Annotated in this window: 15 protein-coding genes and 1 pseudogene; 9 read left to right on the top strand and 7 right to left on the bottom strand. The window is 60.6% G+C overall.

What is annotated here, in order from left to right; all coding sequences use genetic code 11:
• The first annotated feature begins 9 nt into the window (after positions 1-9).
• Positions 10-3,951 (top strand): hemagglutinin repeat-containing protein, encoded by a 3,942-nt coding sequence (locus DAQ1742_RS10765; RefSeq protein ID WP_180706091.1) that lies wholly within the window; start codon positions 10-12, stop codon positions 3,949-3,951.
• Positions 3,941-4,408, top strand: a complete 468-nt coding sequence (locus tag DAQ1742_RS10760; protein WP_180706108.1) for a hypothetical protein — start codon at positions 3,941-3,943, stop codon at positions 4,406-4,408. Before DAQ1742_RS10765 ends, DAQ1742_RS10760 begins: the two co-directional genes overlap by 11 nt.
• Before the next feature lie 200 nt (positions 4,409-4,608).
• Here DAQ1742_RS10760 and DAQ1742_RS10755 read toward each other — a convergent pair.
• Together DAQ1742_RS10755 and DAQ1742_RS10750 are read right to left on the bottom strand one after the other, a co-directional pair.
• Positions 4,609-4,734 (bottom strand): annotated as a pseudogene (locus DAQ1742_RS10755) (SymE family type I addiction module toxin); the annotation flags it as partial.
• A 147-nt stretch (positions 4,735-4,881) separates the two neighbouring features.
• Complete coding sequence (locus tag DAQ1742_RS10750; RefSeq protein WP_145916179.1) at positions 4,882-5,073, bottom strand: hypothetical protein; 192 nt, start codon at positions 5,071-5,073, stop codon at positions 4,882-4,884.
• Between DAQ1742_RS10750 and DAQ1742_RS20715 the strand changes: the two genes are divergently transcribed.
• Both DAQ1742_RS20715 and DAQ1742_RS10740 read left to right on the top strand, forming a co-directional pair.
• Positions 5,072-6,850 (top strand): VENN motif pre-toxin domain-containing protein, encoded by a 1,779-nt coding sequence (locus tag DAQ1742_RS20715; protein ID WP_269472537.1) that lies wholly within the window; start codon positions 5,072-5,074, stop codon positions 6,848-6,850. The genes DAQ1742_RS10750 and DAQ1742_RS20715 overlap by 2 nt on opposite strands.
• Positions 6,851-7,105: 255 nt before the next feature.
• Positions 7,106-7,459 (top strand): immunity 8 family protein, encoded by a 354-nt coding sequence (locus DAQ1742_RS10740; protein ID WP_035341750.1) that lies wholly within the window; start codon positions 7,106-7,108, stop codon positions 7,457-7,459.
• 240 nt (positions 7,460-7,699) lie between these two features.
• On the opposite strand, the gene DAQ1742_RS10735 is transcribed toward DAQ1742_RS10740, so the two are convergent.
• Together DAQ1742_RS10735 and DAQ1742_RS20795 are read right to left on the bottom strand one after the other, a co-directional pair.
• A complete protein-coding gene (locus DAQ1742_RS10735; RefSeq protein WP_145916180.1) occupies positions 7,700-7,987 on the bottom strand; it encodes a SymE family type I addiction module toxin in 288 nt (95 codons plus the stop codon).
• Between the two features lie 83 nt (positions 7,988-8,070).
• Entirely contained in the window at positions 8,071-8,280 is a 210-nt protein-coding gene (locus DAQ1742_RS20795; protein WP_331886440.1) for a hypothetical protein, read from the bottom strand.
• Between the two features lie 44 nt (positions 8,281-8,324).
• On the opposite strand from DAQ1742_RS20795, the gene DAQ1742_RS20790 reads away from it, so the two are divergent.
• From DAQ1742_RS20790 to xerC, 3 genes are all read left to right on the top strand, one after another.
• Complete coding sequence (locus DAQ1742_RS20790) at positions 8,325-8,537, top strand: hypothetical protein (protein WP_331886438.1); 213 nt, start codon at positions 8,325-8,327, stop codon at positions 8,535-8,537.
• Between the two features lie 80 nt (positions 8,538-8,617).
• Entirely contained in the window at positions 8,618-11,647 is a 3,030-nt protein-coding gene (locus DAQ1742_RS10725; protein WP_067486508.1) for a CHC2 zinc finger domain-containing protein, read from the top strand.
• Positions 11,634-12,743 (top strand): site-specific tyrosine recombinase XerC, encoded by a 1,110-nt coding sequence (xerC, locus tag DAQ1742_RS10720; protein WP_067486505.1) that lies wholly within the window; start codon positions 11,634-11,636, stop codon positions 12,741-12,743. Before DAQ1742_RS10725 ends, xerC begins: the two co-directional genes overlap by 14 nt.
• 244 nt (positions 12,744-12,987) lie before the next feature.
• Here the strand turns inward: xerC and DAQ1742_RS20565 are convergent, their stop codons facing one another.
• Positions 12,988-13,125, bottom strand: coding sequence for a hypothetical protein (locus DAQ1742_RS20565; protein ID WP_232046442.1), 138 nt, complete (start codon positions 13,123-13,125; stop codon positions 12,988-12,990).
• 548 nt (positions 13,126-13,673) lie between these two features.
• Here DAQ1742_RS20565 and DAQ1742_RS20390 point away from each other — a divergent pair.
• Complete coding sequence (locus DAQ1742_RS20390; protein WP_456298318.1) at positions 13,674-14,486, top strand: hypothetical protein; 813 nt, start codon at positions 13,674-13,676, stop codon at positions 14,484-14,486.
• The gene (locus DAQ1742_RS10700) at positions 14,483-14,779 is read left to right on the top strand and encodes a hypothetical protein (RefSeq protein WP_035345576.1); all 297 of its coding nucleotides are present in this window, start codon (positions 14,483-14,485) and stop codon (positions 14,777-14,779) included. The genes DAQ1742_RS20390 and DAQ1742_RS10700 overlap by 4 nt, the downstream gene beginning before the upstream one ends.
• A gap of 140 nt (positions 14,780-14,919) precedes the next feature.
• Here the strand turns inward: DAQ1742_RS10700 and DAQ1742_RS10695 are convergent, their stop codons facing one another.
• The gene (locus DAQ1742_RS10695) at positions 14,920-15,207 is read right to left on the bottom strand and encodes a SymE family type I addiction module toxin (protein WP_145916140.1); all 288 of its coding nucleotides are present in this window, start codon (positions 15,205-15,207) and stop codon (positions 14,920-14,922) included.
• Positions 15,208-15,291: 84 nt separating this feature from the next.
• The gene (locus tag DAQ1742_RS10690) at positions 15,292-15,726 is read right to left on the bottom strand and encodes a helix-turn-helix domain-containing protein (protein WP_232046441.1); all 435 of its coding nucleotides are present in this window, start codon (positions 15,724-15,726) and stop codon (positions 15,292-15,294) included.
• Positions 15,727-15,823: the final 97 nt, after the last annotated feature.

The raw sequence follows: 15,823 nt of genomic DNA, 5'->3' as shown, positions 1-15,823 counted from the left end.
GGCGGCACGGTGAGCAACCGGGAGGGCGGGCTGCTGTCGGCGGACGGCAGCCTGAACGTGGTGGCGTTCGGCAACCTGACCAACACCAGCGCGACGGTGACGGGCGGGCAGGTGACGCTGGCGAGCGTCACCGGGGACATCCTCAACCGCACCACGCTGAACACCTGGCAGACGGCGGCGAAGGACGGGCGCGGCACCGGGTCGCTGCTGCGTACCGACGTGGGGCAGGCGGGGTTGATTCAGGCGCGCGACGGGCTGACGCTGCAGGCCGGGCGCGACCTGGAGCTGGCGGGCGCACAGCTGGCCTCCGGCGGGGCGATGGCGCTGTCGGCGGGGCGTGACCTCCGGCTGACGGCGCTGACCACCGAGCGCGGGACGGTGAACGTGCAGGGCGGCGACACGCACGAGCGCCGCGAGCAGGGGCTGTTGCAGAGCCAGCTGGCCAGCGGCGGCAGCCTGAGCCTGCAGGCCGGGCAGGATATCCGCGCCACGGCGGCGGCGCTGTCCGCCGGCGGGGCGATGGCGCTGTCGGCAGGGCGTGACCTGAGCCTGCTGTCGGGCAGCGAATCGCAGTTCAGCCAGAATGCGTGGAACCGGCATCTGGACTGGCAGCAGACGCAGACGCAGCAGAGCACGGCGCTGACGGCGGGCACGGGGCTGAGTCTGCAGGCCGGTCAGGACATCCGGGTGCAGGGCTCGTCGCTGCAGGCGGGCGGGGCGCTGACGGCGCTGGCGGGGCGCGACCTGAGCCTGCTGTCGGCAACGGAACGTCAGCATGACTTTTTTGAAGAAACCACGGTGAAGAAGAAGGCCTTCTCGAAGACCGTGACGCACACGGTGCGCGACACCGAGCAGAGCACCGAGAAGGGGACGCTGCTGTCGGCGGGCAGTGTGTCGCTGCTGGCGGGACGGGACATCGGGGTGACGGGCTCGGCGGTGGCGGCGGACGGCGACCTGACGCTGGCGGCGGGGCGTGACCTCACCACCTCGGCGGGCACCGAGACGTACCGGCAGTTTGAAGAGGTGAGCCGCAAAAAGAGCGGGATATTCAGCGGCGGCGGCCTCGGGTTCACGATAGGCAGCACGTCGCTGCGCCAGACGCTGGACGCGGCGGGGGTGACGCAGAGCCAGAGCGTGAGCACGCTGGGCAGCACCGGGGGCACGGTGCGCCTGAGTGCGGGGCAGCAGGTGAGCCTGACGGCCACCGACGTGATGGCGGCGCGGGACATTCAGGTGACGGGTGAACGCGTCACCCTGGACCCGGGCCACGACCAGCACAGCCAGACACAGCGCCTCGAGCAGAAAACGGCGGGCCTGACGGTGGCGCTGTCAGGCGTGGTGGGCGCGGCCATCAACGCCGGGGTGCAGGCGGTGCAGGCGGCGCGGACGCAGAGCGACAGCCGGCTGCGGGCGCTGGAAGGGATGAAGGCGGCGCTGTCGGGGTATCAGGCGTATCAGGGCACACAGCTGGATACCAATAATCTGGGGGCTTCGTCGTTTGTTGGCATCAGCGTGTCGCTGGGGTCGCAGCGCGCGGCGAGCAGCCAGACCCACGAGCAGTGGCAGAGTTTTGCCTCGACGCTGAACGCGGGCCATGATATCAGCGTGGTGGCGCGCGAGGGGGATATCACCGCCGTCGGCAGCCAGATGAAGGCGGCCAACAATGTGGCGCTGAACGCGTCGCGGGCGATTAACCTGCTGTCGGCGCGCAACACCGAGTCGATGAGCGGCAGCAATCACAGCAGCGGCGGGAATATCGGTGTCAGCGTCGGCCTGAGCAATGGCGGGGCCGGGTTCAGCGTGTTTGCCAACGGCAATGCGGCCAGCGGCCGTGAGCTCGGCAGCGGCAACAGCTGGTCGGAGACCACGGTGGATGCGGGGCATCAGGTGAGCCTGACCAGCGGCGGCGACACGCGGCTGACCGGGGCGCAGGTGAGCGGCGAGCGCATTGTGGCGAACGTGGGCGGCGACCTGCGGCTGGCGAGCCAGCAGGACAGCAACCGCTATGACTCGACGCAGACCAGCGTGTCGGCGGGCGGCAGCCTGACCGTTGGCAGCATGACCGGCAGCGCCTATCTGGGGGCCAGCCGGGACACACTGCGCAGCCGTTTTGACAGCGTGCAGCAGCAGACCGGGCTGTTTGCCGGTCAGGGCGGGTATGACGTGCGCGTGGACGGGCACACCCAGCTGGACGGCGCGGTGATAGGCTCGACGGCCAGCGCGGAGAAAAACCGGCTGGAGACGGGCACGCTGGGCTTTGGCAATATTGACAACCGGGCCGAGTTTTCGGTGTCGCACAGCGGCGGCGGGATAAGCCTGAGCGCGGCGCCGGGGCTGATGGATGCGCTGAAAACGGCGGCGATGACCACGCCGTCGGCGCTGATGTCGCTGGGGCGGGGCGGTAACGCCAGCAGCACCACGTACGCGGCGGTGAGTGAGGGGGCGCTGGTCATCCGCAATCCGGGCGGTCAGCAGCAGGACGTGGCGGGCCTGAGCCGGGATGCGGCACACGCGGCGAACGGGCTGAGTCCGCTGTTTGACAAGGAGAAGGAGCAGCAGCGCTTGCAGCTGGCGCAGTCGGTGGGGGCGCTGGGCGGGCAGGTGATGGAGGCGGTGCGCACGGCGGGGGACATCCGGGCGACGCAGGCGGCCGGGGGGCAGGTGGCGAAGCCGGATGAGGCGACGCTGAAGACGCAGGAGGAGAAGGAGCAGGCGTGGACGAATTACCGTAAGGCGCTGACGGACACGGCGGCGTACAAGGCGGTGATGGCGTCGTACGGCACGGGCAGCGACGTGCAGCGCGGGTTGCAGGCAGCAACGGCGGCGTTGCAGGCGCTGGCGGGCGGCGGCAACCTGCAACAGGCGCTGGCGGGGGCCTCGGCCCCGTATCTGGCGCAGCTGGTGAAACAGGCGACGATGCCAGCGGACGAGAAGAACGCCACGGCCTCGGACATTGCGGCGAATGCGATGGGCCATGCGCTGGTGGGGGCCGTGGTGGCACAGGTATCGGGCCGTGATGCGGTGGCGGGAGCCGCGGGCGCGGCGGGCGGCGAACTGGCGGCGCGGCTGCTTATCATGCAGGCGCTGTACCCGGGTCGTGACAGCAACACGCTGACGGAAACGGAGAAACAGTCGGTGAGTGCGCTGGCTTCGGTGGCAGCGGGCCTGGCAGCGGGAATAGCCTCAGGGAGTGTGGACGCCGCCGCCACGGGGGCACAGGCCGGGCGCAATGCGATCGAGAATAACTTCATGGCACCGCCACCGGCGGCCCCTGTGGCTGTCGGCGGTGAAGCGGCAGCGGTCGCCGGTGCGGTCGGTCAGGGCGTTCGTCAGGGAAGCGGTAAAGGCGACGACGAGGAGATGGGAGGAAGCTGTGAAGGCACCCGCGAGCAGTGCGCGGTGCGTGACGGCACCCGTGGGCCGGGGCATACGGAGTTACCGATAGCAGATAAAGATCCGACCGGCGGCAAGCTGGAAAACCCGGCCCCGACGGAGAGCACGGCCACCACGCTGACGACGCCGGATCAGTCGGATAACAATAGAGCCAGCCATACCGGAAATACCGATGGCGCACCGTCTACTGCCGGAAATACCACCACGACGCCGATCCCGGATGGGCCGAATAAGGATGATTTGGCTTATAAGTCAGAAGGTAATCGCCCTGAAAATTTATCGCCAGAAGGTGCGGGTAGATCCGGTGCTTTCAATGAAGCAAAACGCAGATCGGGAATACCAGTGAGTCAAAGTCCAGATAGGGTATTGCCTAATGTGGATAAAAGAGGAAATTCTCAACCGGGAAAAATTTATGAGTTTGATGTACCTAAATCTGGAGGTGGTACTCAGACAATTCAAATTAGGGATGATGCAAACGGGCATTTTTTTGGTGAAAGTGATATACAGAACCGAGGCCCACATTTCAATGATCAAAAGGGCAACCATTATGACTATTGATTATATTGTTAGGGTTGCAGAGGATATTTATCAGCCAAATGAAATTGCTAATTTCAATTCATTGGGCATTGCTGAAAAAAATATATCCGCTGTAAGCTGGGAGTTGCATAAACATGGACGTGGAGACGGAACAATAAATCTTCTTGGTCGGATGGCTGAAAGGCTTTGTGCTAACAATGAGATGGCGGATTTTTTTGTTTTTTTACAATTATCTGGTTATCAGCCTGATAATCGGATTATAAGATATAAGAAAACATGGGGCTTGCTGAAGGCAAGAGGTTACGATGTTGAGAATTTACTTGATAAAATTGATGTTATAACAGATATGGATAAAGGTTTGATTTTGTCTGGTTTTTGTCGTTTATCTTTATCTCACCTTAATGATCTAAAGCCATTAATAAACTCTGAAAAAAATATTTCTTTTGGGCTTTTTGTTGGTTCTGGTAAAGAAAATTGATTTTAATGTCAGAACTAGATCTGATTGGATGAAACTAATTTGGTTAAATGGTGGTGTGGTTTTTTATATATTAGGTGCTTTAGATGAATCTGATTGTGAAGTCGTAGCGTTGGGTGAATATAAACATATCTCTGCTCTGATATGATAATTTACTGTAGTGAAAAGATCCCGGCCTGCGCCGGGATCGTCGTTTTTACCGGTTAGATCCTAATCTCCGCCTCAATCACCAGCCGCCCGCGCTCGACGGTGACAATCACCGGTTGGCCGGTGTTAAAACCGAGGTCTTCCAACCATCGGCCCTTCAGCGTGAGTTGTGGCGGCGGGTTGCCTGAAAATACTTAAACCCCCGGACAGGAAATGTTTTGTGGCCACCGCCAGTGTGCCGTGCCCCCAAAACCACCCGGTCAGGGCCATGCCCCGACACCCTCGCATTAAAACAAAAAACCCCCGGCGCGGGCCGGGGGTGGTGTTGATTACTCGGCGAACTTAAGGCCGCCGGGGTAATGCCTGATCCAGTTGGCGGCGGCAGTCGGGTCAATGCGTTCGATGCTAAAACGCCTGCGCGTAACGTTGACGGGAATAAACCGTGCTGTGCCCGCTGCGGTTGTCGGGGAATATAACTGATGGCGAGGCCGTAAGTCAGCGGCAGCGTCGGGCGGTAGCATGGCATTTTACCGCGAGCAGCAGACCGGGCTGTTTGCGGGTCAGGGCGGCTATGACGTGCGCGTGGGCGGGCACACCCAGCTGGACGGCGCGGTGATTGGTTCGACGGCCGGCGCGGATAAAAACCGGCTGGAGACGGGCACGCTGGGCTTTGGCAATCTCGACAACCGGGCCGAGTTCTCGGTGTCGCACAGCGGCGGCGGGCTGAGCCTGAGCACGGCCCCGGGGCTGATGGATGCGCTGAAGACGGCGGCGATGACCGCGCCATCGGCGCTGATGTCGCTGGGGCGGGGCGGCAATGCTGCCAGCACCACGTACGCGGCGGTAAGCGAGGGGGCGCTGGTCATCCGCAATCCGGGTGGGCAGCAGCAGGACGTGGCGGGCCTGAGCCGGGATGCGGCACACGCGGCGAACGGGCTGAGTCCGCTGTTTGACAAGGAGAAGGAGCAGCAGCGGCTGCAACTGGCGCAGTCGGTGGGGGCGCTGGGCGGGCAGGTGATGGAGGTGGTGCGCACCGAAGGGGAAATTCGTGCGACGCGGGCGGCAGAAGCCAGTGGCAAGGTGGATCGCCTGCCGGATAACGCCTCCGAGGCAGCGTGGGATAAATACCGGAAAGACCTGACGGACACGGCAGCGTACAAGGCGGTGATGGCGTCGTACGGCACGGGCAGCGACGTGCAGCGCGGGTTGCAGGCAGCAACGGCGGCGTTGCAGGCGCTGGCGGGCGGCGGCAACCTGCAACAGGCGCTGGCGGGGGCGTCGGCCCCGTATCTGGCGCAGCTGGTGAAACAGGCGACGATGCCAGCGGATGAGCGCAACGCCACGGCCTCGGACATTGCGGCGAATGCGATGGGCCATGCGCTGGTGGGGGCCGTGGTGGCGCAGGTATCGGGCCGTGATGCGGTGGCGGGAGCCGCGGGCGCGGCCGGTGGCGAACTGGCGGCGCGGCTGCTTATCATGCAGGCACTGTACCCGGGCCGTGACAGCAACACGCTGACGGAAACGGAGAAACAGTCGGTCAGCGCGCTGGCTTCGGTGGCCGCGGGCCTGGCGGCGGGGATAGCCTCAGGGAGTGTGGACGGCGCAGCCACGGGGGCACAGGCCGGGCGCAATGCGGTGGAGAATAACTATCTGAGCAGCACGGACAAGAGCCGCCAGACGTATCTCAACCACAAAGAGAACCTGACCGAGCAGGAAAAACAGGAGCGCGATGCGCTGAACCGTAAGGATGCGCAAACCAGTAAGGAACTGGTCACTGCCTGTATGGATGGCAGTGCTTCAGCTTGTAGTGCCGCCCGTCAGGATGCACTGGAAAAACAGGCGACCTATCAAAATCTGGGCTATCAGAATCCGAAGGAAACGCAGGACGGTTATCAGCAGATACAGCAGTTACTGGTGAGCACTGGCGAGGAAGCGAAACAGACGCGGGAACTGTTCAACGGTATGGTTGCGGCGTATATGCGCACCGGGATGAGTGAAGAAGCGGCGAAATCGGCGGTGGGCTACCAGATGGGGGCGATGTATATCGCCGGTGGTCTGGCTGGAGTCGGCGCGGGTAAAGCGGCGGAGGAAGGATTAACGCCGGGAGTGAAGCCTTCGGCATCATCAGAAAACCGGGAGCAGGCAGTACTCAGACAGAAGGTAAACCATCGAGCGGCGCGGAGAACGCGGCAACCTATCCGAAGCTCAAAGAGGATTTGGTGCAGCAAAATCTGGACAATATTGCGAAGCAGGATCCGAGACTGGCAGCGGTGGTTCAGGGTGATAACGGGAAGCTGAATTATGGTGTTGGTTCTGGCACCAAAGCAGAAGCGGATCGATTAGGCCAAATCTGGGTTGGTGATGGGCCAAATTGGTAACTAATCAAAAAGATTGTCCAGGATGTTTAATTAGTGCCGATGGATTACGTATTTATAGACCGCCATCTGAAAAGCCCAATGCACCAGAACATTTAAATCCGACAGGAATACAGGCTAATTTTGTCCAACAAAAAGACGGAAAGATCACTGGCAACGCGCATATGAGTATTGAGAAATGAAAGCGATCTTAAAGGGTATATGGGTTGATTCTCCAGATTTCAGTTTGGAAAGTTATCAGCCCGAAGAAAAAAACTGTTTTATCCTATTGGTCAATTTGAGAATAGGTCCAGAAAACGAAGAGGGGATAAATTATTTCCATCTAAATATCTGCACCCCTGAATGGCTCTGCAAGCACCGATGGTTGCCGGAACTGATGCGGCACACGTTGCTGGTTCGTAAATACGATCTGGATGAGATTAAAAAGACCATCACAGACTATATCGATCAGTGCGAAGGTGACGACTGGATGGAGATCGCGCAGAAGCTCTCCCGTGTTTTTGCCTGGGAATATGAGGATTACCAGCCTTGATCAAGATCCCGGCCCCGCGCCGGGATCGTCATTTTTACCGGTCAGACTCTCCGTGCCGCTGTCATCTTGCCGTCCTTGAGCCTGAATGGTGACAGTGACCGAAAATACTTAAACCCCCGGACAGGAAATGTTTTGTGGCCACCGCCAGTGGGCCGTGTCCCCAAAACCACCCGGTCAGGGCCACGCCCCGACACCCCAGCCATAAAACAAAACCCCCGGCGCGGGCCGGGGTGGTGTTGATTACTCAGCGAACTTAAGGCCGCCGGGGTAATGCCTGATCCAGTTGGCGGCGGCGTCCGGGTCAAAGGGTTCAATGCTGAGACCTTCGAGACAGTGCCACAGCTCGCGGGTGTTCTGGGCGGTGATGACCATGCAGCCGGGCATGACCCGTATTTTTAGCGGCATCCCGTCGGTAAACCCGGCCTCGGTAAGCCAGGCGCCTTGCAGGGACACCGCGTGAAAGCGGGCGCGTGCATAGCGTTCGGCTTGGGAAATGCGTTGTATTGCCTTATCATCGCGTACAGCCATAGTAACTACCTCTTTAGTTGCTTGTGGTGAGCAGGGGTGATGAGGTGCGAACTCATCGCCCCCGCGTTAAAAAACCTGTCTTCTTAGCTGTCCAGTCCGTCCGCTCCTGCCTGTTGCGCCTGAGCAATCACAGCGTCGAGCATCTCCGACACCAGCTTCTGCCTGCTTCTGGGCAACTGGCCTATCACCTGAATCTGCTGCTCCAGTCGTGACGCCGGGCCGCGCTTGCGCGGTGTCGGGGTATGGCTGTCGCCCAGCAGGGCATCAAGAGAAACGGAAAGCTGTCTTGCCACGGCAGGCAGCGCTGAAATCTGTATCCGCCGCCGCCCGGACTCCCATGACTGAACAGCCTGCTGGAAACGTTCAGTGCCTGTGCAAGCTGAACCTGAGTGAGTCCGGCGTCTTTACGCAGGGCGGTGATACGCTGCCGAGTTCGGTCATAAAGCGTTGTTCTTCACTACTGATAGATGCCGCCATCGTGGATGAACCCTGTGCTGGTAAAGTCCTGATGGCCATAATCTACCTCTTGTTTTACATCTCACTGTTGTAAATACTACTCACTGCGGTATATGCTTGTCGAGTTATTTTTACTGAAACCCTATTGACAGGTTTTTGACAGGAGCAGCGGAAATGGGACGACTGACACCGGCAGAGCTGGAGCAACTGAAACGCGGGGTGTCGCTGCGGGCGGTGGCGCAGTCTCAGGGGCATCGGCTGAAAAAACAGGGTGCGGACAGCTATGTGTGCCGGTGCCCGTTCCATCAGGAAAACACGCCGTCCTGCGTCATCACGCCGTCGAAGAACCTGTATCACTGCTTCGGCTGCGGGGCGTCGGGGTCGGTGCTGGACTGGCTGCAACACACCGAGCGGCTGACCTACCCGCAAACGCTGCTGCGGCTGCGGGAGCTGGCCGGTTCGGCTTCTTTTTTAGCCGCCGCCCCGGAGTTGTCTTCCCCGCCGGCTTCGCCGCCCCGCCAGAAACTCGCCGACCTGGATGATGACGGTCAGGCGCTGCTGGATCAGGTTATCCACTTCTACCACCAGAGCCTGCTGGCGAGCCCGGAGGCGCAGCAGTGGCTGGCCGGTCGCGGGCTGGATCATCCCGAGCTGGTGAGCCACTTCCGGCTGGGGTTCGCCGGTCATCACGGTATCGGCGGCAGCGCGGGGCTGCTGCCGTCCTCGTCGAGCCAGGAGGGCAAGCGGCTGCGTGAGAAACTGGCCGGGCTGGGGGTGCTGCGCGCGGCCACCAGACAGGACCACTTCCGGGGCTGCGTGGTGATGCCGGTTATCGGCTGGGCGGAGTCGGCGAATGTGGCGCAGCGTGGCCGGGTGATGCAGTTGTACGGGCGTCGGGTGCAGCCGGACCACAAAATCCTCAAAGGCTCGCCGAAGCACCTGTATCTGCCGTCGCCGCTGGCCGGGGTGTGGAACGAGGCGGCGCTGAAGGCGTCGCCGGACCTTATCCTGTGCGAGTCGCTGATCGATGCGATGACGTTCTGGTGTGCCGGGTTCCGCAACGTGACCACGGCGTACGGGGCCAACGGTTTTAGCGCCGACCATCTGGCGGCGTTGCAGTACCACGGCGTGAAGCGGGTGCAGATAGCCTATGACCGGGACGCGGCGGGCGACCGGGGCGCGGAGAGCGTGGCGGCGGCGCTGCTGGAAGCGGGTATCGGGGCGTGGCGGGTGCGGTTCCCGCCGGGGCTGGATGCGAATGCGTATGCGCGCAACAGTGGCAGCCCGGAATCGGCGTTAGGGCTGGCACTGGAGCAGGCGGCATGGATGGGGAACGGGTCCGGCCCCGGCGTGGTGTTCCGCGCTGACACAGTGGTAAACGGTGAGTCTGAACCTTCTTCCTTAACCGCCCCGGCGGGCGTACCGGCACCGACGGTGGCGGGGGAGTTAACCCCGTCCGGCGACCTGCTGCTGACCCACGGCCCGCGCGTGTGGCGGGTGCGGGGCTGGCAGAAAAACACCGTACAGGACGTGATGAAAGTGAACGTACAGGTGCGGGACGAGAGCACGGGCGCGTTCCATGTGGACAGTCTGGATATGTACAGTTCACGTCATCGTCAGGGGTATATCAGCGCGGCGGCGGCAGAGCTTGAGTGCGAGTCTTCGGTCATCAAACGCGAATGCGGGCGGGTGCTGCTGATGCTGGAGCAGCAACAGGCGCGTCAGCGGCAGGCGGCGGAGCAGGCCGAACGCGCTCCGGCGGTGACGCTATCTGCGGAAGACGAGGCGGGCGCACTGGCGTTACTCAAGTCCCCGGACCTTGCCGCACGTATCGTGGACGACCTCGCCGCCTGCGGGGTGGTGGGAGAATCGACCAATCTGCTGACCGGGTATCTGGCGGCGACGTCGCGCAAGCTGGATAAACCGCTGGCCGTGCTTATCCAGTCATCAAGCGCTGCCGGGAAAAGCAGCCTGATGGAGGCGGTGCTGGGGATGATGCCGGAAGAAGAACGTATCCAGTACAGCGCGATGACCGGGCAGAGCCTGTATTACCTCGGTGAAACCTCGTTACAGCACAAAATCCTGGCCATCGCGGAAGAAGAAGGGGTGCGGCAGGCGGCGTATGCCCTCAAGTTGCTCCAGTCGGACGGGGAACTGAAAATCGCCAGTACCGGCAAGAACGAGCAGAGCGGGGAGCTGGTGACGCGGGAATACAAGGTACAGGGACCGGTGATGCTGATGCTGACCACCACGGCCAGCGACGTGGACGAAGAGCTGCTGAACCGTTGCCTGGTTCTCACCGTGAACGAGTCGCGGGAGCAGACGCAGGCGATACACGCGATGCAGCGCCACGGTCAGACGCTGGCCGGGCTGCTTCAGTCTTCAGAAAAGCAGTACCTGACCCGGCTGCACCAGAACGCGCAGCGGCTACTGCGGCCACTGAAGGTGGTGAATCCGTATGCCGACCGGCTGACGTTCCTGTCGGACAAGACCCGCACCCGGCGCGACCATATGAAGTACCTGACGCTGATACAGGCCATCGCGCTGCTGCATCAGTACCAGCGTGAAGTGAAACGGGTGACGCACCGGGGGCAGGTTATCGAGTATATCGAGGTGGAAAAAAGCGATATCGCGCTGGCCAATCAGCTGGCCCACGAGGTGCTGGGCCGGACGCTGGATGAAATGCCGCCGCAGACGCGCAAGCTGTTGCGGCTGATACAGGCAATGGTGGGCGAACAGGCGCAGCGTCAGGGCTGCCAGCCCGGCGAAGTGCGGTTCACGCGGCGGGATATCCGGGCCTGGACGAACTGGAGCGACAGCCAGCTCAAGAACCACTGTCTGCGGCTGGCTGAAATGGAATACCTGCTGCTGCACGGCGGCAGCCGGGGCCACCTGTTGCAGTATGAGCTGCTGTGGGACGGAAAAAGCGGTGATGACCCGCACCTGTGCGGGCTGCTGGAGGTGGACGAGCATGAGGGCAGCGAACGCAAGTCTGGCCCGGTGGAAGAAAAGTCTGGCTTAAGTCTGCCTCAGGTCCGGGCCAGGTCTGGCGTGGAAAAACCGGCGTCAGGCCAGACGGCACAAGGGCTGGATGCCGAACCAGTCGGGGCTGAGTCAGACGCAGTAATCAGGGGAAAAGGAAAATCGCCATCCGCACCGCTGCCTGTGACCGGGAAAACGGGGGTGACACATGGCCAACCGTAAACCCCGTGCCGATGCACTGCTGACGGTGGATGACGTCTACCGAAAACCCATCGGCCCGGCCAGCGACCCGAAGAGCCTGTACGCGCTGCTGCTGCGGTTCGTGGCGTGGCGTCGGGAGCGGAACTGGTCAGAAACCACGCTGAAGACGCAAACCCATCACCAGTACCGGTTCATCCTGTGGGCGGCGGAGCGCGGGCTGCACTATGGCCGGGACATCACCTTACCGATACTGGAGCACTATCAGCGCCACCTGTACCAGTACCGCAAACCGAACGGGGAGCCACTGAGCACGCGGACGCAGCGCAGCCAGCTGGGGCCACTGGTGGTGTGGTTCGGCTGGATGACGCGGCATCATCTGCTGCTGGCCGACCCGGCGTCGGGTCTGGTGTTGCCCCGGCTGGAAAAGCGGCTGCCGCGTCATATCCTGAGCGTGGCGGACGTGGAGCAGGTACTGGCGTTGCCGGACCTGACCACGCTGCAAGGCATCCGTGACCGGGCGCTGATGGAGCTGCTGTGGTCAACCGGGATACGGCGGGGTGAAGTGGCGATGCTGGAGGTGTACAGCGTGGACGCGAGCCGCCATATCGTGACCATCGTGCAGGGCAAGGGGAAGAAAGACCGGGTTATCCCGGTCGGGCAGCGGGCGCTGCGCTGGCTGACGTATTACGTGCAGGCGGTGAGGCCGCAACTGCTGGTGAACCCGCACTGCCCGGCACTGTTCGTGGCACTGGACGGGGTGGAAGGACTGACGCCGAACGGCATCACCAATCTGGTCAGTCACTACATCAAAGCGTCGGGGATAGCGAAATGGGGAAGCTGCCACCTGTTCCGGCACGCGATGGCCACACAGATGCTGGAGAACGGGGCGGACCTGCGGTGGATACAGGCGATGCTGGGCCATGCGAGCGTGGAGAGCACGCAAATCTACACGCAGGTCTCAATCCGGGCGTTGCAGGCGGTCCATGCGAGTACCCATCCGGCAGAGCAGTCGGACAGTGAGGAAACCGGGCTGCTGGCCGACCTGATGGCGGCGGAGCAGCCGGACACCCCGGAGCCGGACGACACGCCCGCGTGGCCGGACAGCCCCAAAAGTTAGCGCTCTCCGGTTGAGTGCGGCGGGAGCGGGTTCGGCAGACAGCCCGTCGGGCTGACTGCCGTCATGCCACGTCGCGGGCGGGGGTAAACGTCCGCCCGGCCCGCGTTGTGCGGCGGAGCTCCGTGTCACCCCGGCGGCTGGCCGGTCAGCCGTTCAACATAATGCGGGGGATTATACGACGCTCGCCGGTCAAGCCCACTGCACCTTCCCACCGCGAAGTGCGGCTCGTATCGTATAATCCGCATTATGTCTTGCGCCCCCGCCATTGGCATCGCGGGTGAGGCGCGGCGCGCAAGGCGCTGCCTTCCGCTGTCGGCGGCGGTGTGCGTTCTTCGGCTTCCTGGCCGCCTTGTGTTGCCGGAAACACCGGCGTCGAGTCCATACGTCATCCGATATCTCCCCCTTGCGTTATCCTCAACAGCCACCCCAAAGAAGAAGTCGGCCCGTCGGGCCTCTGCTGAAGGGCTTCATGCCCACCCGCTGCATCTGTCCGTCACGGCTCGCAGTCGGTTCCCGCCTTGCTCGTTCCCGTGCCGGCCAGCCTTCGCCCCCGCCCCGGTATGGCGTGGTCATGCAGGGGCGTCTTCTCCTTAACCGTCGGAGCCACAGAGCGCCGCAGGGCGTCGCTTGCGGACTCTGTGCCGTCCGCGCCGGCAGAACCCGCGCCGGAGCCACAGGCAAGCTGTGGCCCCGTCACGGGTTGCGATGGAGAACCCCCAACACCGGATGGCAGCGGCTGCCGCCGCTGCTATGATGCGTGGGTTGCAGGCGAAAGCCCCGGCAGGGCGGTAGCATGTCGGGGGCCAAAACCGCGTATCGGGGCTTCGGTGTCCGGTTATCGAAATGCATCAGGGAAAACTGGCTGTAACCGGCTGATGGAACAGGGAAAAAGTGGGTTCGGCGGCTGACTTCGCAACGGATGACGTTGTTGTGGAGAATAACTATCTGAGTGCAACGCAGTCCCTTGCGTTCGACAAAGAAATGCAGGCGTGTAAAGCATCAGGTGGTGACTGCCAGACAGTTATTGATAAGTGGAAACAAATCAGTGATAAGCAAAGTGCAGAAACCGCTCAGAAGCTGAAAGATAACCCACTGGAAGCCGTAGTTATTGATAAAGAACTGGCTCAGGGTGGCATTGAGATGACAGAAAGGCCCGGTTGGTTGGGCAGCATTCCTAGCGTGGATGTGATGAGCAGCGAAGAAGCCAAAGCTTATGTCCAGCAGTGGAATAGTCAGGATCTGGTTAATATTGATGTAAACAGCCCCGGCTGGATGAGTTTTGCATCATACGCATCAGATCCGGAGAATCAAGCAGCGCTAACATCTCTGGGAGTATTGGGTAAGGATCTGATTGCGATAGCAAAAAATAGCTTAACAACTAAATCATTATTCAAAGAAATGACAACTCAGGGTATTAAATTTACACCTGAAAATGTTGTTGGTGCGGCAAAAAATAATAGTGGAAAAATCATTTTCCTTGAGAAAGGTAATTCAAAATCAGGATTGCAACATATAGTGGAAGAGCATGGTAGCCAATTTGCACAAATTGGCGTATCAGAGGCACGTATTCCCGATGTCGTAATGAAGGCTGTTACTGACGGTAAAATTGTTGGTTATCAGGGTACTGGAACTGGCCGTCCAATTTACGAAACCATGATCGACGGTAAAAAATATAATATTGCTGTTACTGTAGGAAATAATGGATACGTAGTAGGAGCTAATTTGCGAGGTTCAGTAAAATGAAAGAAATAAAGTTAATGGCTGATTATTATTGCCATCCATTATGGGGAACAACTCCAGATGATTTTGGGGACATATCCCCCGATGAGTTGCCGATATCTTTGGAGTTAAAGGATAGCGTTGATGCTTGGGCAAAGCGATATGATGCCATACTCAATACAGATGATCCGGCATCATCTAGTTTTAACAGTATGGAAGAGGAAAAGCGATTTATTGATGATGGTTATAAATTAGCTGAACTTCTTCAGAAAGAGCTAGGAAGTACATATAAAATTATATATCACGCTGATTACTAAACCGTACTCAACTGCGGGACAGGAAATGTTTTGTGGCCACCGCCATACTGGCCGTGCCCCCAAAACCACCCGGTCAGGGCGATGCCCCGACACCCCGCGTTAAAACAAACACCCCCGGCGCGGGCCGGGGGTGGTGTTGATTACTTAGCGAACTTAAGGCCGCCGGGGTAATGCCTGATCCAGTTGGCCGCCGCGTCCGGGTCAAAGGGTTCAATGCTGAGTCCTTCGAGACAGTGCCACAGTTCGCGGGTGTTCTGGGCGGTGATGACCATGCAGCCGGGCATGACCCGTATTTTTAGCGGCATCCCGTCGGTAAACCCGGCTTCGGTAAGCCAGGCCCCTTGCAGCGACACCGCCTGAAAGCGGGCGCGTGCATAGCGTTCGGCTTGGGAAATGCGTTGTATTGCCTTATCATCGCGTACAGCCATAGTAACTACCTCGTTTAGTTGCCTGTGGTGAGCGGGGGTGATGAGGTGCGAACTCATCGCCCCCGCGTTAAAAAACCTGTCTTCTTAGCCGTCCAGCCCGTCCGCTCCTGCCTGTTGCGCCTGAGCAATCACGGCGTCGAGCATCTCCGACACCAGCTTCTGCCTGCTTCTGGGCAACTGGCCTATCACCTGAATCTGCTGCTCCAGTCGTGATGCCGGGCCGCGCTTGCGCGGTGCCGGGGTATGGCTGTCGCCCAGCAGGGCATCAAGAGAAACGGAAAGCTGTCTTGCCACGGCAGGCAGCGCTGAAATCTGTATCCGCCGCCGCCCGGACTCCCATGACTGAACAGCCTGCTGGGAAACGTTCAGTGCCTGTGCAAGCTGAACCTGAGTGAGTCCGGCGTCTTTACGCAGGGCGGTGATACGCCTGCCGAGTTCGGTCATAAAGCGTTGTTCTTCACTACTGATAGATGCCGCCATCGTGGATGAACCCTGTGCTGGTAAAGTCCTGATGGCCATAATCTACCTCTTGTTTTACATCTCACTGTTGTAAATACTACTCACTGCGGTATATGCTTGTCGAGTTATTTTTACTGAAACCCTATTGACAGGTTTT

It is taken from the genome of Dickeya aquatica (assembly GCF_900095885.1).
Taxonomy (GTDB): domain Bacteria; phylum Pseudomonadota; class Gammaproteobacteria; order Enterobacterales; family Enterobacteriaceae; genus Dickeya; species Dickeya aquatica.
The sequence above is the reverse complement of the archived record's forward strand: the minus strand, read 5'-3'. Positions and strand labels throughout refer to the sequence as shown.